This window comes from Cryobacterium sp. TMT1-66-1, from assembly GCF_004403435.1.
In the GTDB taxonomy this organism is placed as follows: Bacteria; Actinomycetota; Actinomycetes; order Actinomycetales; family Microbacteriaceae; genus Cryobacterium; species Cryobacterium flavum.
Window position 1 is genome coordinate 12,367 of record NZ_SOGP01000023.1, and the last position, 17,226, is coordinate 29,592.

Below are 17,226 nucleotides of genomic sequence, written 5' to 3' on the forward strand. Positions count from 1 at the left end.
CCCCGTCCCGTGAGCCACCTCGTGTGGCGTTCGAGGTAATCCGCACGTCCCCCGGGGCAGCGCTGGCCACGAGTCACCGCCCAATCTCTCGCCCGCAAAGACAGGTCGATACGTTGCGCGGGAGCTGCGCCGGCGCGCGGGACTTGCGCCAGTACGCGGGAGATCGGCGCGGCCACTCCCGCGCGAGTCCCGTACGTCGCGCGGGAGCTGCGCCGGTGCGCGGGAGTTACGACGGCGGGGTGGCCTCGAAGGCATACGTTACGCGGGACTTGCGCCAGTACGCGGGAGATAGGTTCTGGCCGGAGCTCCAGCGTAACTCGTCGCGCGGGAGCTGCGCTCGTGCGTGCGAGTTGCGCCTCCCGCGCAGCTGCGCAAGTCCCGCGAAGCGTGAAAACGGGTGCGGTCAGCGGCGCGGGCCCAGCCGGGCACGACGAAGGGCGGCCAGCACGGCGGGGCCGACGAGGGCGATGCCGACGACCGTGGTGATGGCGCGCACGGTGTCCCAGGTGAGGGTCGACGTAACGAGCGAGTAGAGCGCGAACGAGGCAAGGTTCTGGCCGGGGTCGGCGGCGGCCTCATAGGAAATTCCGGTTCCGCTGCCCACGGCGAACGGCCAGAACCAGAGGTTCATCAGAAGCCCGAAGAGGTACGAGGCGACCACGCCGTAGGCGGCCAGCAGGGCGATTTCGAGGCTTGCACGCCAGCGCTGCGCGGTTGCACGCCGCGCGGGTTCGGTCGGCGGAGTCGTTTTCGGCCAGCGCGGCAGCAGCCCCGCACCCGCTCCGACCCAGCCGCAGGCAAACATTTGGAACGGAGTCCACGGCCCGAAACCACCCCAGAGCAGGGAGGACACCGCGATGGTGAGCAGTCCGAGCAGAAAACCGAACCGGGCGCCGTAGACCCGTCCGGCCAGAATCAGCAGCACGAACACCGCCTCGACCCCGCCGACACCGGCACCCGCGATGCGCACCGCGGCACCGACTGCCGAGAGCACACCGAGCAGCGCCACTGTTTTCGCCGTGTACATCTCCCGGTCGAGGGTGAGCGCGAGGGCCACGATGAGCGCCGGTATAAGCGCGAACGCCACGATCGGCACCGCCACTTGCGCGTCGGCCGGCACCGCCCCGACGAAGAACGGCCAGGCGAAAGCGGCTGCCGCGAGAGTGCTGCCGCCACCGAGAATCCACGACGTCCAGCGGATGTTGCGGCGCGCGCTGACAATAACCGTCACGTGAGCACCTCGATCGGGGCGGATAGCCGGCCCGCCGCCATGCGTAGGGTTCGCGTGGCGAGACCCCGCGCAAAGTTATTGTCGTGGGTGGCGAAGATGACCGCGGCGCTGTGACCGGCGGCCGTGAGGAGCGCCGCGCTGACCAGGGCACGCGCCGCCTGGTCGAGTCCGCGGGTGGGTTCGTCGACGAGCAGTAGGGCCGGCCGGGCCGCGAGCTGAATGGCCATCACGAGGCAGAGTCGTTCGCCGGCGGAGAGGTCGCGCGGGTGACGCTCGAGCAAGTGCGCGGCATCCGTTGTGGCGTCGAAGCCGAGCAGGTGGGCGAACAGCGCCGCGGTGCCTGCGAACTTTGGGAGCTGAAGACCACGGTCGGCCCGCCGGCATTCCTCTGCCACCGTGATCGCGAACAACAGGTCGTCGAAGTTCTCGGGCACGAGCGCCACAGCCCGACGCCGCCCGCGCCGTTTGAGGGTCTGGACATCGTGCCCGGCGACAATCACGGTGTCGGCAGCCGTCGGCAGCGCGATCGCGCGCAGCAGGCTGCTCTTGCCGGCACCGTTGCTGCCGCGCAGCGCGATGAGTTCGCCAGCTCGCACCTCGAACGACACGTCGTCGACGGCCAGATCGGCGGCGTGCCGAACGCTGAGACGACGGATGCTCGCCAACGGCACTGCAGGTAGGGTCGCGATCGGCTTCAGTGCAGGAATCTCGAGGACGTCCGCGAACTGGAACTCGGCGGGGGAGACCTCGTGCAGGCGGCTGCCTCGAATCTGCAGCCAGGCATCCGCTGTACCGGCGAATTCGTGGGTGTTGTGTTCGGCGAGAACGACGCACACACCAGCCTCGTGGGCGAGCTGGCCGAGTACCGTGCAGACGCGTGCGCGCGCGGACTGGTCGAGGTCGGCGAGCGGCTCATCGACGAGCAGCAAGATGGGGTGGTTCACCAGGGCGGCGGCAATGGCGACGAGGCTGGCCTCTCCGGCCGAGAGCTGCTCGATCGGGCGAGATATGAGGTGCTCGATTTTCAGCCGGGCGGCGACCTCGAGCACGCGGGCGTGCACGATGGGCGGGGCCACGCCTCGCACCGCGAGGGTGAACCCGATCTCGTCGTGCACCGTTTCGGCCGCGAACCCGAGCCGCACATTCTGGGCGACGAGTCCGACGAATCCGGCGGTGTCGCGTGGGGGAGTCGAGGCGCGGTCGGCTCCGGCAATGTCGATGCGCCCGGTCTGGACTCCGTCGTAGAAATGCTGGAACAGCCCGCTGAGGCTGTGAAGCAGGCTGGTTTTGCCGGACCCGGTCGCGCCGACGATCACGGTCAGGGTGCCGGGTTCCAGGGTCACGTTGAGGTCGTCGAGGTGCCAGCCGGCTCCGAAACTCAAACCGGCACCGGTGAGCACCACCGGTGCCTCACACACCCCGGGGACAGCGCGGGTCGCCGCGAAACCGCGCGTCTCCATCGACGCGGCCAGTGCGAGGGCCCGCTCGATGGTCTGCTCGAACACGGGCACGAGCAGCGACGCGATCGACCGTTCACCGCGCAGGGCACGGGCCACCCGAACCCGCCGTACCGACTCCAGGAGCGCTGGAAAGGTGGCCCAAGCGATCACGAGGGAGCGCGAAATAGCGCGCAGCGGCCCTCGGCCCGCACCGCGCGCGAACAGGGACTGCACGTTGATGACGGCGTTGAGCAGGCCGAAGAACACGATGACGGCCGCGACCGGCAGCGCGCTGAGCGCGGCGTTACCGAGTCCGAGCAGGGTGATCGGGCCGAACAGCGTCATGTGGCTGAACGGTCCGTCGAGCCGCAGCCGCGGAAGATCCAGAAGCACCGGGTCGAGGCCAACGCCGGCGCCGCCGAACACCACCCGGTAGACGACTCGCAGCAGCATGAAGCCGACAGCGAGCACGACTGCCGCGCGGAGCGGGGCGAGGCGCAGGCGAAACACTAGCTGCCGGGCGTGGGCGTCTCGGTGCCGGTGGTGTACACGAGGCCGAGGGACTGGCCGGGCTCGACCTCGAGCGTGCCGAGACCCTCCATGGCGTAGTCCCAGTCGGCGTCGGGGGTGGCTTTCACCCAGAGAGCCCAGTAGGCGTAGGCGGGCGGCATCGACGCGCAGGTCTCGGTGAACGACTCCTGCCCATCGACCACGACGGTTTCGTCGGCGGCCGGGCGGTCATTGACGCGGCAGACGATGGCGTCGCCGTATTCCACACTGCCCTCGGTAGTGATGCCGGTCGTCGTGAGTGCCGCGCTGGCGGCGATAGCAGCTGTCGCGTCGACACAGTCCGTGACCGTGTCGGCGTCGAGCGTGCCGAAATCGACGACGACGTTGACCCCGGCGCAGTCGGCGGCAGAGGCATCCGCTTCGGCCGGTGCGGTGGCGGTGGCGGCAGCGGATGCGCCCGAGCCCGAGCCGGCGCCGGAATCGGTGGTGGCGCATCCGCTCAGGGCGGCGAGCAGAACGAGCGCGCCCAGCGCGGCAAAGGTGCGAGTGGGCGCGGTGCGCGTGGGCGCGGTGACAGGCGGTGCGGTGAGGATCATTACTTCAGAATACCTAGCGTTTAGAGGATGCCGGCGACTCGGTCGAGCCCGCCGCGGAGGTCGAGCAGAAGGTCTTCGAGCGATTCGATGCCGACCGACAGGCGCAGCATTCCGGCGGTGATGCCGAGGCGGGCATTGAGGTCGGGGGCAAACGACGCGTGGGTGGTGGTGAGCGGGTGCAGCACCATCGAGCGGGTGTCACCGATTCCGGTCATGCGGCTGAACACGCGCAGGCCGTTGGTGAAGGCTCGGGCACCCTCGATGCCGCCCTTGACGGTGACGGCGAAGACAGACCCGGTGCGGCCGTTGTAATACTTCTGCGCGATTTCGTGCAGCGGGCTGCTCGACAGGCCGGCGTAGTCGACGACCTCCACCTCGGGCTGTTCCTCAAGCCAGTGCGCGATGGCGATGGAGTTGTCGACGTGGCGTTCCATGCGCAGCGACAGGGTTTCGATGCCCTGGTGCAGCAGAAATCCGTTGAACGGTGAGAGTGACGGCCCGACATCGTTCACGACGGCCTCGCGCACATACTGGGCGAAGGCGGCCGGACCGAACCGGTCGAGCAGGGAGGGCAGGCCGGGGCGCAGAGAGTCGGTCAGCAGCGGGTAGCGACGCGAGCTCGCCGCCCAGTCGAAGGTGCCGCCGTCGACGATCGCGCCCGACACCCCGGCGCCGTGGCCGCTGAGAAACTTAGTGGTCGAGTGCACGACGATGTTGGCGCCGTGCTCGAACGGACGAATCAGGTACGGCGTGGCCACGGTGTTGTCGACGACGAGCGGAATGCCGTGGCGGCGGGCGACGGCGGCGATGCGAGCGATGTCGACGACGTCGTTGCGCGGGTTCGGGATGGTCTCGGTGAAGATGGCCTTGGTTTCCGGGCGAATCACGGCGTCCCAGGCGGCGTCGGAATCGGTGTCCCAGACGTAGTCGACCTCGATGCCCATGCGCCGAAAGCTGCGGCCGAGCAGAATGCGGGTGCCGCCGTAGATGCTCGCGGTCGAGACGATATGCTCGCCCGCTTCGGCCAGTGCGAACAGGGCCGAACTGATCGCGGCCTGCCCGCTCGACACGGCCACGCAGGCGGTGCCGCCCTCGAGCGACGCGAGCCGCTGCTCAGCCACCGCGTTGGTGGGGTTGCCCTGCCGAGAGTAGATAGGCTCTCGCGAGCCTCCGTTGAACCGGGCGGCCCCGTCGTCGAAGCTGTCGAAGACGTACCCGGCGCTCAGGGTGAGCGGCGGAATGCGGGCACCACGGTTCGCGTCGGCGTATTCGCCGACGTGCACCTGGCGGGTGTCGAAGCTGAAGCCATCCCAGTCGGTGATCGGGTCCACGACCTCGGTGGCGTCGGAGTTCAGTAGCGAAGCGGATGCTGGTGCTGGCGTGGCCATGGAACTTCCTGTTGCGTCGGTGTGGAACTGGAGCGGGGCATCCGTTGTCGGCGCCATCAGGCGGCCGTGACCGTGGGGGCGGCGGCCACCCGCGCGACGAGTGCCGCGATGCGGGCGACGGCCTCGCGCAGGGTGTCGGGCGAGCAAGCCAGGTTGAGCCGCGCGAAGCCCTGGCCGCCGAGCCCGAAGGACTCACCGCTATTGAGAGCGACGCGGGCATCGTCGAGAATGCGCTGGTACGGGTTGTCGCCGAGACCGACATGGCGAAGATCCATCCAGGCAAGATAGCTGGCGCGCGGCCGGTGATAGATCACGGCGGGCAGGTGTTCGCGGAGCAGTTCAGACAGCAGCAGATCGTTGGCGACAATTTGATCGATGGCATTGTCGAGCCAGTCGGTACAACCGAACGCGGCGATGTTCGCGTGCAGGCCGAGGATGCTGGTGCGACAGGCGACCTCTTCGGGCAGGCGGCCGAGCAGCTCGTTGGTCGCGTCATCGGCCGCGACCACGATGGCGCACTTGAGCCCGGCGATGTTCCAGCCTTTGCTCGCGCTGGTCACGGTGACCGCGCGGGCGCCGGCGGCGAGGGCGACCGGCGCGAACGGAGTGAAGGTAGCGCCGGGGTAGGTGAGCGGCGCGTGGATCTCATCGGAGATCACGAAGACGTCGTAGTGGGCCGCGAGTCGGGCGAGTTCTTCGAGGGTGCCCGGGGCCCAGACGATCCCGTGTGGGTTGTGCGGGTTGCAGAGCAGGAAGGCATCGATGCCGAACGCGAAACTGCGCTCCAGGGCGGCGAAGTCGAACAGCCAGGTGTCACCGTGCTCGATCAGCGGGGTCTCGATGACGGTTGCCAGGGCCTCTTCGACGAGTTCGTAGAACGGCGGATAGACCGGCGGCGTGATCGCCACCCGCCCACCGGGTGGTACGGCCAGGCGCAGCGCTTCGACGATGCCGACGCTCACATCGGTAGCGAGGTGCACGTGGCTCGGGTCGACGACCCAGCCCCACCGGTCACGGGCGAACGTGGCGAAGGCAGGGGCGAGCGGGCCGGGGCCGTCCAGGTAGCCGGTATCCGACGCCTGCACCCGCTCGACCAGGGTCGCGATGATCTCCGGCGCCAGGGGGTAATCCATCTCGGCAACAAACAAGGGAAGTACGTCGGCGGGAAACCGAGTCCACTTGATGCTGCTGCGCTCGCGCCGGATATGCTCCAGCGGTGCGACCTTGATGACTGACATGACCACAGCTTGTGGCCGCGAGCGCGAATAAGCGAACAGGCACGTAAACATTCGACACATGAGCGGATGTCGCCGGCTGGCCGGTCGCAGCGGTCACGGGTGTTGTTTACATGAGTTCGCGCACCCGACGTTAGCCGCGGGCCGGCGGGATCGTCTTGCGCATCACGGTCTTGCTCTTGCCGATGTGACGCTCGAACGTGAATCCCGCTTTCTCGAACATGGCCCTTGTGCCCTTGCGGTGGTAGATGCGCGGCAGTTCAACTGGGCTGCCAAACTCGCACCACGCGATCGCCGCGTCGCCGTCGAAGACGAGCGGCCTGGGCGAGGCCTCCGCCACGAGTCTCTGCTTGAACATCGGCCCGTCGGACTCGCTGTTGACGGTGCACTCCGTGTCGCCGTGGAAATACGAGCAGTAGCACCCGCCCCAGACCCCGTTGTGCTTCTACGCGAGCGCCAGTCACGCCGAAAAGGTCTCGGGAGTCAGCGGTTTGACCACGTGCGAAGTCATCACGTCCACCTCCGGGATTTGACTCGGGAATTCATCCGCAGCGCGCGAGGTCGTCGTCTGTTCCGTGCGGTCCGTGTGCCGACCAGTAAATCCGATACCGCGCGCGTCTTCAAGGTCATTCAGCACCTGATTATCGAGCGAAGCGGCTTGGCAGCGCGCGAACGCGGAGCCGGGTATCAGCCCCGGTCACGGGCGTTATCACCCCCTGACGGACGCCTTCAGGCTCCCGAAATACTGCCATGGCGGGCGGCGCGACGCACCCGAGAGCGCCCGCAAGCCAGCGATCTTCGGTCATTCATAGATACTGTTGCGGTGATCAATATCGATCACCAAAACGATCAGGTGTGCGTCTTGGAGGTCGCACACTACGCGATAGTCTCCGACGCGATACCGCCACAGGCCTGAGAGAATTCCGGTGAGGGCTTGGCCTCGATCCCGGGGATTATCGAGTGTCGCGATTGCTCGAAGTGCCGCTTTCTTTCTGGTGAAAGGATTCGGATATGCCCAAGAAACACCCAACAGAGGTTCGCGAACGAGCGGTCCGTATGACTCTTGATCGTTTGAAGGATTACCCGTCAATGTGGGCCGGGTGCCGCGACCTAGCCGCAAGCTCAACATCGACGCCGAGACGCTGTGAAAGTGGGTCACCCCAGGCACAGGCCGACGCCGGCGAACGCACCGGGCCCACGAGCGAGGAGCTCAAGGAAATCAAACGCCTCAAGCGCGAAAACCGTGACCTGCGCGAGACGAACGACATCCTCAAAGCAGCGGCGTCTTTCTTAGCGAGGGAGCTCGACCCTCGCAACCGTCCATAGTCGCTTTCATCGTCCAGATGAAGGCGAACGGCCATGGAGTCGAGTTGACGTGTGGCGTCCTGCGCGAGCAGGGCGTCACGGTCACGGTCGAAGTCATAGCCGTAGGAACGAATTAGGGCATCGAGCCGACCGGGGCGAGCATCCTCTCCCGGAACGTCATGGTCTGCGTATTCGCCGAGCGGTACGAGCCGATAAGCGAGGTACGCAGGATCCCAAATCCGAGGCCCAGGGGAAGTCATGTCGACATCGATAGACCCGTGAGGTGCCCGTCTTGGACGACCATATGGTATAGGGCGACGTCGTTCAGGCACACCACCTCAATTGGCTCGTGCGCCGGCAGCTGCCACGTGGCGGCCAGGTGCGCGAGTGGCACGTCGGCGTCATGAATCCGTCGGAGCAAAGATCCAGCCTCGTGCAGGATCGTCGGCGACCACATCCAGCCTGGCAATGGGTAGTTGCCGACGATTCCCGGGAGGTAGGACAGCATTTCCCTGCCCTAAGTGGGAGCAAACGCCGGCCGTTTTCCCGGCATCGGGGGTGTCAGATTCCATGGCGTGGAATCTTCCACATAAAAACAGGTTGGGCCCATAAAATTTGTGCGGGTGCCGCAGTACCCGAGACTGGCACCACTAATCAAAGGCGGACCGTGAAATATTTAGTAGCTGCAGTCCGACTATCTGTCGCGATACTGGGAACTGTGGCGATTCTGTCGACATTTTTTGACACGGCCACGCGGGCGACGATTAACCCGTTCAACTTCTTCGGGTTTTTCACCATGCAAAGCAACATTATTCTGGTTGTTGTGCTGCTGGTGGCCGCGGTCGTGTCCCTCTCCGGACGACGCCAGTCGCGGTCGTTGATGTTGGCGCGAGGATGTGCAACAACTTACATTGTCATCACTGGCGTCGTGTACAACGTGTTGTTGGCCGGACTTGAAGGTGGCGTGTCCCTCGCGTGGGCTAACTCCGTGTTACACATAGTCCTGCCCCTCTATGCCGCGCTTGATTGGGTGATCTTCAGCGACCGCAGTGCCCTGCCGCTGAACAAGATATGGGTCGCGCTTGTCTACCCAATCGTGTGGATCATCGTCGTCACTATCCGTGGGGCGACCGACGGATGGGTACCCTACCCATTCCTAGATCCGGCACAGGGCTACGGCGTCGTCGGGCTCTACGCTCTGGCCATTGCTGTCGCAACGGTCGTCTTTGCTTCGATTATCTGGCTCATCAGTCGATTGCATCTCGTGCGCAACTTAACACCTGTTGATGCGCCCGAAACCCGTCTCTCGGAAATTGGGCTGCATCCTGTCATTCAAAGATGACAGCCCAGAAAGACGATATACACTCGTCCGCACTTCCTTTGCCGGGTTACGTGCCCCTCCACCCCGAGTCCATCCGGGACCATTCAGAGTCAGACAACACGGCAATACGAGGCAGGTGCAAATTCTGCTTAAACCCTCACCAGGCCTTAGGAGGTACGCCTTAGATCGGCTCTCCCGACGTCTGGGCCGCGGTGACGCTCTCGCCGGCAGCTTTCTCTTCGCGTTGCGTGTGGTGCGGCGCCGTTCCGGAGAGTCGCAGCGTCGCCAGGAAGCCGAGCACGAGGAACCCGGCCGCGGCGAAGGCCGAGTACCGGGTGCCGTCGCTGAAGGCCTCCCGCGCGGCATCCGCCACAGCTGGGCTCTGCGCCTCGAGAGCCGGGATCGCGGAGCCTGCACTGTTCACGACCGCGTCGACGATTTGTGTCTGGGTTTGGGTCGGCAGGCCCGGCACGGTAGACAACTTCGCGTCGAGCGATGCGCCGACCGCGGTGAACAGCACAGTGCCGAGCACCGCGATTCCGAGCGCGGACCCGATCTGCCGGGCGGTGCTGGAGGTGCCGGATCCCTGGCCACTCTGGGCCACAGGGACGTCCTTGAGCACCACGCCGGTCAGCTGCGCGGTGGCCAGGCCCACACCGATCCCGTAGACGAACAGGAACGGCACGACGACCAGCCAGGTGGCATCCGCCGTGATGACGATGCCGAGTCCGGTGACGCCGATGATCTCCGCGACGATGCCCATGCGCACGATCGTTTCCGGCGAGGTCTTGTTTCCGAACGCGCCCGACAGCCCGCTGGCCACGAACGAGCCCAGCGCGAGGGCGAGCAGCACGAAACCGGTCTGCAGTGCGTCATAGCCGAGCACGTTTTGCAGCCAGAGCGGCAGCGACAGGATGATTCCGAATTCGCCGAGCGACACGATCATGGCGGCGATGTTGCCGTTGCGGAACGAGGCGATCCGGAACAGGGAGAAGGCGAGCAGGGTGGTCTGGCCGATCCGCTGCCGGTAGAGCCCCCAGGACACGAACGCCACCCCGGAGACAATCGTGATCAGGAAGACGAACGGGATGATCGAGATCTCGTAGGGCCAGGTCCAGTCGTTCACGGTGAGGGGCTTGTTGGTCAGCCACCAGCCGTAGGTCCAGCCCTCGATCAGTCCGAACACGAGCGTGGCGCTCGTGATGACCGAGAGGATGGCACCGACCACGTCGACGCGGCGGGGCTCCCCGGCATCCCGGGATTCGACCACGAAGACCAGCACGCCGATGATGATGACGATGCCGAGGGGCACGTTGATGCCGAACGCCCAGCGCCAGGAGAAGTAGGTGGTGAGCCAGCCGCCGAGCAGCGGGCCGACGGCCACCATGCCACCGATGGTCGAGCCCCAGATCGCGAACGCGATGCCGCGGTCCCGGCCACGAAAGGTGGCGTTGATGATCGACAGGGTGGTCGGCAGCACCATCGCGCCGCCGACGCCTTGGATCAGCCGGGACAGGATCAGCAGGTCACCCGACTGGGAGAACGCGGCGAAGACGGATGCCGTGGCGAAGACGATCACGCCGAGCACCAGGATGCGGCGGCGCCCGAAGCGGTCAGCGAGCGTGCCGAACACAAGCAGGAGCGCGGCGAAGACGAGCGTGTAGCTCTCCTGCACCCACTGCACCTGGGTCGACGTGATGCCCAGGTCTTCCACGATCGAGGGAATGGCAACGTTGATGATCGTGGAGTCGACGATGATCAGGGCGACCGCGACGCTGATGAAAACGAGGCCGGCCCAGCGACGGCGGGCCGAGGGTGCGGTGGGGGCGGTGCTGGTCATGCGGGTACCAGCCCTCGCGTTGACGTGGAAGAGGAGCTTCGGATGCGAATGGTGACGGTGACCGTGAGAATGACGACCACCGCGACGAGGGCCGCGATCGCGGCCGGGGTGGAAAGAAGAGTGCCCGTGAGGCGGGCGACGGCGATCCAGGCGAGTCCCCAGCAGAGGGATGCGGAGGGCGCGAGCCGGCCATGCCCGGAGAGGGCGATCAGCACGCCGACCAGGCCGGCCAACGCGATCACGGCGACCCCCCAGACGTCCGCACTGATGCCGAAACCGCCGAAGCCGGCGGCGACGAGCACGGCCGTCACGTTCGCCACGGTGGCGATGCTGACCCAGCCCAGGTACAGGCCGATCGTGCCGTCGGCGACGATCGTCTCGACCAGGTTCTTCGGCCGCGAGGCGACGGTGAGCTGGAACGCCCGGATAAGCACGGCCAGAAGCAGCGCGATCACGGGGACGCTGAGTGCGAGCAGGTCGAACTGGATACTGAGGATCCAGGCCGCGTTCAGGACCAGCGACGCGGCGACCAGGTAGCCGAGGGTGCGCTGCCGGGCATCCGTTGTCTGCGCCGGCAGGAACTGCCAGATGGCGTAGGCGATCAGGCCGAGGTAGATCGGCGTCCAGATGCCGAATGCCGGGCCGTCGGGGGCGATTGGGGTCGCGTCGGCGGCCAGAGCCCCGCCCGACGCGTTCTGGATCGGGGTTCCGCCGGCGGCGCCCGAACCGATGAACGATCCCACGATGGCCAGGATCGCACTGACCAGCACCACGGTCTGGCGCAGACGATCGTTGCTCAGTTTCATCTCAGTCTCCTACTAATCAGCTAGCTGATTAGTTGACGCTAGCACTAGATTAGGGGCATGACCACACCTGATCCGAAACCCCCGGCGGACCAGAAGCCGAAACCGGCGCCAGTGCAGGAGTCCATGGCCTGCTGGCCGACCGGACGCCTGCTTTCGACCGCCGCGCGGCTGGTCGAACACGCCTGGGTGGAGGCGCTGGACCAGCTGGGACTTACCCACGCCGGCATGGTCGCACTGCACCTGCTCGGCTCGGGGCCGCTCAGCCAGACCGAACTCGCTCATGCCGCCCGCGTGCAGACGCAGACCATGTCCCGCACCCTCGAACGACTCGAGCGCGAGGGCTACGTGGTGCGCACCCGGGACGAGCACGACGCCCGGCGACACTCCGTGGTCAGAACGGATGCCGGCACCGCCGTCTGGGAGCAGTCCCGCACGCTCGAGGCCGACCTCTTTCCCGAGCTCGAGAACGCGGACGCGATGCGTGACGCGCTGCTCACGATCATCTCCGCCTCCTCAGCCCGCCGCTGGTAACCCGGCCGTACGACACCTGGCAAGCGGGGCACCCCACGGGCGTGTCTCCTAACGGCTTCAACCAGATCGTGATGGCCCGGAGGAGGACTCCGCCGCGGTGGATGACGGCGCGCTTGTCCTACCGGGTCGCGATGGCGCACATCGCTGCTCACTGCCTGGGCTGCTTCCGGACAAGGGCGCGAACCGCATGACGCCAGACCGCTGTGGCGTGGTCAGGTTACGGAGGGGAAAAAACGCCCTGTGCCACGGAGCGGCGGGCGATTCGGAGTGCGGCAACGAACGACACCCGGTTGGGGTCGCGGTGAGCGTGGCGCCAGTGACAAGAAGATGACGGCTGCCTCGTGCACGCATATGTGCGGGAACCGAAATCAACCCGCACGAGGTCCCGTCCCCCGAGCTGACTTTCCTTTTGCGCAAGTGTGAAGCGTGGCCGTCCCGGCCTTGCCGAGCGGCTCGATATACACAGCAAGGCCCACACTGACCGCGACTAAACTAGGGACTTCGGTTTAAGGGGTGTTCGTGATCGACCAGGAGCTTGTTCGGGAACAGAACTATGTCCAGGGCCTGTATGCGCGGCTGGACGCGCTGGCGAAAGAGGCCGAAGGCCAGCTGAAAGCGGTGCGCCGCCTCGATGTCGGTGGCAACCACCAATCGCGCAGCGAACGCGACACCTTTGCCCGCCTCTACGAGGACCGCATCGTGCAACTGCGCGAGGTCGACGACCGGCTCGCTTTCGGCCGACTCGAAACCATGCCCGACGACTCCGGCGACTCGGTCTACCGCTACATCGGCCGGGTCGGCCTGCGCGATGAACACCACAAACCGCTGCTGCTGGACTGGCGGGTGCCGCAGGCGAGCGCGTTCTACCAAGCCACCGCCGCCACACCGCTCGGCGCCCGGGCTCGCCGCCACCTGCTGTCCAAGGGGCGCAGCATCATCCGCATCGAAGACGAGATCCTCGATGCCGCCCTGCTCGCTGACCCTTCGGCGAGCGCGCACCAGGGCGAAGGCGCCCTGCTCGCCGCCCTCACCGCGCAGCGCACCGGGCACATGTCCGACATCGTCTCGACCATTCAGGCGGAGCAGGACCGCATCATCCGCTCTGAGCTGGCCGGTGTTCTGGTCGTGCAGGGTGGCCCGGGCACCGGCAAGACCGCCGTGGCACTGCACCGCGCCGCCTACCTGCTTTACACGCACCGGGATCGCCTGCGGGACAGCGGTGTGCTCATCATCGGCCCGACACCGTCGTTCCTGCAGTACATCGAGGCCGTGCTGCCCTCGCTCGGCGAGACCGGCGTCGTGCTCAACACCGTCGGCCAGCTTTTCCCCGGCATCGAAGCGACCAAAACGGATGCCCCCGCCGTCGCGGCCCTCAAAGGCCAGACCTTCATGGCCGACCTCATCGCGCGGGCCGTGCATTCCCGGCAACGCACCCCTGCCGCACCGCAGGTGCTGGTCGTGAACGGCGATCGCATCGTGCTGCAGCCCGAACTCGTGGCCCACGCGATCGCGCGTGCCCGCGGCACCAATAAGACTCACAACGAGGCCCGCGTGACGTTCGTGAAGACCGCCATCAACGCGCTCTCCCGGGTCTGGCTCGAGCAGCTGCAGAAGCAGGGCCGGTCGATGGACGACACCGACCTGCCGATGCTGCGCGAAGACCTGCGCCTGGCCGACGATGTGCGGGTCGCACTGAACACCGCCTGGCTGCCGCTGACCCCGCAGAAACTGCTGCAGGATCTCTATGCGCGGCCGCAATGGCTGGAGGAACTCACCCCCCGCTGGCGTTTCGCCCAGCGCAAGCTGCTGGCACGCCCGCGCGACGCCGAGTTCACGATCGCCGACATTCCGCTGCTCGACGAAGCCGCCGAACTGCTCGGTGAGTACAACGCGGTGGACCAGGCCAAGAAGCGCGCGCTCAAGGAACAACGGGGGCGCGATGTGGAGAACGCCGAGACGGCCATCGAGAACATGCAGGTGAAGGGCTTGGTCAACGCAAAAGACCTCGCCGCCCGAGCCGGTGAACTCGATGAGCGCTCGACGACCAGTGAGCGCGCCGCCCGGGATCGCAGCTGGACCTACGGCCACGTCGTCATCGACGAAGCCCAGGAATTGTCGCCGATGCAGTGGCGGCTGGTGCTGCGGCGTGGTCCGCGCCGGTCATTCACGATCGTGGGTGACATCGCGCAGGCGGCCAGCGCCGCGGCATCCGCTACCTGGAAAGAAGCGTTGCAGCCGGTGCTCGACGGCTCGCCCGAAGCGGACCGTTGGCGGCTCGAAGAGCTCACCGTGAACTACCGCACCCCCAGCCAGATCGCCACGGCGGCCGAAACGGTGGCGCTCTCACACGGTCTGTCGATCACGCCGTCGCGCACGGTGCGGTCGAGTGAGTGGCCGGTCGAAACGGTAGCGGATGCCGCGGTGGCGGTCCGCAGCGACCGCGCGCTCGGCGCAGGTGGCACCCTCGCCGTGATCGTCGTCGACGCCGGGCTCGATGAGCTCGAAGCCACCCTGCGCGCCGAATTCGGCGATCTGCTCGGCGTCGGAGCACTCGGCCTGAGCCGGGAGATTGCGTTGCTCACGCCGCGAGACGCGAAGGGGCTGGAGTTCGACGCGGTGATCGTCGTCGACCCGACGGCCATTCTCGCGGCCTCCGAGCGTGGCGCCGGCGCACTCTACGTAGCGATGACCCGGGCCACGCAGCGGCTGTACCTCGTGGGGGACGCGCCGCTGGGCGATACACAGACTTCCTCCGTGGCTTAATTAGGAAATCCGTGGGGCGTAGCGCGTCTTGCCCGCGGAGCAGGGCGGGACCGGGCCACCGGCCGCACGGATTTCCTGAATTAGCCATGGGTAATGCGGGAGCCGTGGGCCGCCTACCCAGTCGGCTAGCGTTGAACCATGACATCGGAGTCCACGCCCACACCCTTTTCCAGCCTCGACGACTACATCGCGCTGCCCCGCGTTGAGGGTCTCGCGCTCTCGCCCGACGGCCAGCGCGTCGTACTCACCGTCGCCACCCTCACCCGCGATCAGACGAGCTACGAGCGCGCACTCTGGTCGGTGGCCGCCGACGGCAGTGGTGTTCCCACCCGCCTGACCCGGTCGGCGAAGGGCGAATCGCAGGCGGCGTTCACGGCCGCCGGTGATGTACTGTTCGTCTCCGGCCGGCCCGACGCGGCCGCTGCAGAGAAGGACGCCGAGGCCGCCCAGCTCTGGCTGCTCCCCGCCGCCGGCGGCGAGGCCCGCGCGATCACCCGGCTCGCCGGGGGAGTCTCCGGCATCGCCGCGGTGGCGACCGCCGCGCGGTCCCTCGTGATCGCGGCCGACCTGCTACCGAGCGCCGCCGACCTCGAAGCTGAGAGCGCCGCCCGCAAGGAACGAACTGAGAAAAAGGTCGCGGCCATTCTGCACGAGAGCTATCCGGTGCGCTTCTGGGACCACGACCTCGGCCCCGCAGAACCCCACCTGCTCGCGCTCGACCTCGCAGACCTGCACGACACGATTACGGCCCCCACAATCAACAGCGAAGCGGATGCCCCCGCCCCCTACCCCGCCGACCTCCCACGTCCCCGAGACCTCACGCCCACCCCCGGCCGCACCATGGACACCGCCGGCCAGGCCCTGACCCCCGACGGATCCACGCTCATCGTGGCGCTGCGGGTGGCCGAGCAGCGCTCCGGCCGGTACGTTCTGGTGTCCATCGACGTCGCGACCGGCGCCCAGACCACCCTGTTCGACGAGCCGAAGGTCGACTTCGAATCGCCAACCGTGAGCATCGACGGCCGCCAGGTCGCCTTCGTACGTTCCGCCGTCAGTACGCCGGACGGCCCGGCCGACCAGGAGATCTGGGTCGCCGACCTCGACGGCGGCCACCCGCGCCGCCTCGCCGCCGAGTGGGACCGTTGGCCGTCGAGCTTGGTCTTCGACTCGCCGGCAGACTCGCCGGCCGACTCGAGCCAGGCCCTCATCGTCACCGCCGACCACGACGGCCGCGGACCGATCTTTCGGGTGCCGCTCGATGGCGGCACGCCCGAACAGCTCACGACCGACGACTTCAGCTATACCAACGTCTCTGTCGACGCCCAGACCGGCGCCATAGTCGCGTTGCGTTCCTCGTGGATCACGCCGGCGCATCCGGTGCGGATCAGCCGGTCCGGTGTCATCACCACGCTCGCTACCCCGGCCGCGCTGCCTGTGGTTCCGGGCACGATCACGGAGGTGGAGACCGTGGCGGAGGACGGAGCACGAGTGCGCGCGTGGCTGCTGCTGCCTGCGGGAGCCTCGATACAGCATCCGGCACCGCTGTTGCTCTGGATTCACGGCGGCCCGCTGAACAGCTGGAACGCGTGGAGCTGGCGGTGGAGCCCGCTGCTCGCCGTGGCTCGCGGCTACGCGGTGCTACTGCCCGACCCGGCGCTCTCGACCGGCTATGGCCTGGATTTCATCGCGCGTGGCTGGAACTCCTGGGGCGCCAAGCCGTACACCGACCTGCTCGCGATTACGGATGCCGCCGAAGCGCTCCCCGAGATCGATGAGTCTCTGACCGCGGCGATGGGCGGATCATTCGGCGGCTACATGGCCAACTGGGTGGCCGGCCACACCGACCGGTTCCGCGCCATCGTGAGCCACGCGAGCCTGTGGTCGCTCGACCAGTTCAACGGCACGACTGATAACTCCGAGTACTGGCAGAGCATCTTCTCGGCGCAGGGCATGATCGACAACTCGCCGCACCAGGCGGTGCGCGACATTGTCACGCCGATGCTCGTCATTCACGGCGACCACGACTACCGGGTGCCGATCGGCGAGAGCCTGCGGCTGTGGTCGGAACTGGCCGAGCACCACGCCACTGCCGACGGCAGTACCCAGCACAAGTTCCTCTTCTTTCCCGATGAGAACCACTGGGTGTTGAAGCCGCAGCACGCGGTGATCTGGTACGAGACCGTGTTCGCGTTTCTCGACCAGCACGTGCACGGCGCCAACTGGAAGCGGCCGCGCCTGCTCGGCTGAGCGTACGACCCGGC

General features: G+C 67.0%; 14 protein-coding genes. 4 read left to right on the plus strand and 10 right to left on the minus strand.

Features of this window, described 5'->3' with window-relative positions; genetic code table 11:
• Positions 1–403: 403 nt before the first annotated feature.
• The 8 genes from E3T29_RS16375 to E3T29_RS19780 form a co-directional block, all read right to left on the minus strand.
• The gene (locus E3T29_RS16375; protein ID WP_134346625.1) at positions 404–1,231 is read right to left on the minus strand and encodes an ECF transporter S component; all 828 of its coding nucleotides are present in this window, start codon (positions 1,229–1,231) and stop codon (positions 404–406) included.
• Positions 1,228–3,180 carry an ATP-binding cassette domain-containing protein gene (locus tag E3T29_RS16380; protein ID WP_134346626.1) on the minus strand — a complete coding sequence of 651 codons (1,953 nt, stop codon included), beginning with the start codon at positions 3,178–3,180 and terminating at the stop codon, positions 1,228–1,230. The genes E3T29_RS16375 and E3T29_RS16380 overlap by 4 nt, the downstream gene beginning before the upstream one ends.
• Positions 3,180–3,776, minus strand: a complete 597-nt coding sequence (locus E3T29_RS16385; protein WP_241987863.1) for a hypothetical protein — start codon at positions 3,774–3,776, stop codon at positions 3,180–3,182. The genes E3T29_RS16380 and E3T29_RS16385 overlap by 1 nt, the downstream gene beginning before the upstream one ends.
• A gap of 20 nt (positions 3,777–3,796) precedes the next feature.
• On the minus strand, positions 3,797–5,164 hold the full coding sequence (locus tag E3T29_RS16390) for an O-acetylhomoserine aminocarboxypropyltransferase/cysteine synthase family protein (protein WP_134346627.1): 1,368 nt from the start codon (positions 5,162–5,164) through the stop codon (positions 3,797–3,799).
• 56 nt (positions 5,165–5,220) lie between these two features.
• Positions 5,221–6,402, minus strand: a complete 1,182-nt coding sequence (locus E3T29_RS16395; RefSeq protein WP_134346628.1) for a MalY/PatB family protein — start codon at positions 6,400–6,402, stop codon at positions 5,221–5,223.
• A gap of 130 nt (positions 6,403–6,532) precedes the next feature.
• Positions 6,533–6,739 carry a hypothetical protein gene (locus tag E3T29_RS20365; RefSeq protein WP_241987864.1) on the minus strand — a complete coding sequence of 69 codons (207 nt, stop codon included), beginning with the start codon at positions 6,737–6,739 and terminating at the stop codon, positions 6,533–6,535.
• 462 nt (positions 6,740–7,201) lie between these two features.
• The gene (locus tag E3T29_RS16405; protein WP_134346931.1) at positions 7,202–7,528 is read right to left on the minus strand and encodes a type II toxin-antitoxin system RelE/ParE family toxin; all 327 of its coding nucleotides are present in this window, start codon (positions 7,526–7,528) and stop codon (positions 7,202–7,204) included.
• A gap of 432 nt (positions 7,529–7,960) precedes the next feature.
• Entirely contained in the window at positions 7,961–8,212 is a 252-nt protein-coding gene (locus E3T29_RS19780; RefSeq protein ID WP_166792442.1) for a hypothetical protein, read from the minus strand.
• Between the two features lie 210 nt (positions 8,213–8,422).
• Between E3T29_RS19780 and E3T29_RS19785 the strand changes: the two genes are divergently transcribed.
• Positions 8,423–9,046 (plus strand): Pr6Pr family membrane protein, encoded by a 624-nt coding sequence (locus E3T29_RS19785; protein ID WP_198417779.1) that lies wholly within the window; start codon positions 8,423–8,425, stop codon positions 9,044–9,046.
• Between the two features lie 160 nt (positions 9,047–9,206).
• Here the strand turns inward: E3T29_RS19785 and E3T29_RS16415 are convergent, their stop codons facing one another.
• Both E3T29_RS16415 and E3T29_RS16420 read right to left on the minus strand, forming a co-directional pair.
• Positions 9,207–10,865 carry an MFS transporter gene (locus tag E3T29_RS16415; RefSeq protein ID WP_134346629.1) on the minus strand — a complete coding sequence of 553 codons (1,659 nt, stop codon included), beginning with the start codon at positions 10,863–10,865 and terminating at the stop codon, positions 9,207–9,209.
• A complete protein-coding gene (locus E3T29_RS16420) occupies positions 10,862–11,671 on the minus strand; it encodes a tryptophan-rich sensory protein (protein WP_134346630.1) in 810 nt (269 codons plus the stop codon). Before E3T29_RS16420 ends, E3T29_RS16415 begins: the two co-directional genes overlap by 4 nt.
• A gap of 57 nt (positions 11,672–11,728) precedes the next feature.
• Between E3T29_RS16420 and E3T29_RS16425 the strand changes: the two genes are divergently transcribed.
• The 3 genes from E3T29_RS16425 to E3T29_RS16435 all read left to right on the plus strand — a co-directional run bounded on the left by E3T29_RS16425 (position 11,729) and on the right by E3T29_RS16435 (position 17,212).
• Positions 11,729–12,202, plus strand: a complete 474-nt coding sequence (locus E3T29_RS16425) for a MarR family winged helix-turn-helix transcriptional regulator (protein WP_241987865.1) — start codon at positions 11,729–11,731, stop codon at positions 12,200–12,202.
• Positions 12,203–12,721: 519 nt separating this feature from the next.
• Positions 12,722–14,965, plus strand: a complete 2,244-nt coding sequence (locus tag E3T29_RS16430) for a UvrD-helicase domain-containing protein (protein ID WP_174776438.1) — start codon at positions 12,722–12,724, stop codon at positions 14,963–14,965.
• A gap of 138 nt (positions 14,966–15,103) precedes the next feature.
• Positions 15,104–17,212, plus strand: a complete 2,109-nt coding sequence (locus E3T29_RS16435) for a prolyl oligopeptidase family serine peptidase (protein WP_134346632.1) — start codon at positions 15,104–15,106, stop codon at positions 17,210–17,212.
• The last annotated feature ends 14 nt before the right edge of the window (positions 17,213–17,226 follow it).

What these genes read in the sequence shown, in the direction of transcription:
- E3T29_RS16385 (WP_241987863.1), bottom strand. Translation starts at nt 3,776, where the DNA reads ATGATCCTCACCGCACCGCCTGTCACCGCGCCCACGCGCACCGCGCCC.
- E3T29_RS16435 (WP_134346632.1), top strand. Translation starts at nt 15,104, where the DNA reads ATGACATCGGAGTCCACGCCCACACCCTTTTCCAGCCTCGACGACTAC.
- E3T29_RS19780 (WP_166792442.1), bottom strand. Translation starts at nt 8,212, where the DNA reads ATGCTGTCCTACCTCCCGGGAATCGTCGGCAACTACCCATTGCCAGGC.
- E3T29_RS16390 (WP_134346627.1), bottom strand. Translation starts at nt 5,164, where the DNA reads ATGGCCACGCCAGCACCAGCATCCGCTTCGCTACTGAACTCCGACGCC.
- E3T29_RS16405 (WP_134346931.1), bottom strand. Translation starts at nt 7,528, where the DNA reads ATGTTGAGCTTGCGGCTAGGTCGCGGCACCCGGCCCACATTGACGGGT.
- E3T29_RS16420 (WP_134346630.1), bottom strand. Translation starts at nt 11,671, where the DNA reads ATGAAACTGAGCAACGATCGTCTGCGCCAGACCGTGGTGCTGGTCAGT.
- E3T29_RS16395 (WP_134346628.1), bottom strand. Translation starts at nt 6,402, where the DNA reads ATGTCAGTCATCAAGGTCGCACCGCTGGAGCATATCCGGCGCGAGCGC.
- E3T29_RS16415 (WP_134346629.1), bottom strand. Translation starts at nt 10,865, where the DNA reads ATGACCAGCACCGCCCCCACCGCACCCTCGGCCCGCCGTCGCTGGGCC.
- E3T29_RS16425 (WP_241987865.1), top strand. Translation starts at nt 11,729, where the DNA reads ATGACCACACCTGATCCGAAACCCCCGGCGGACCAGAAGCCGAAACCG.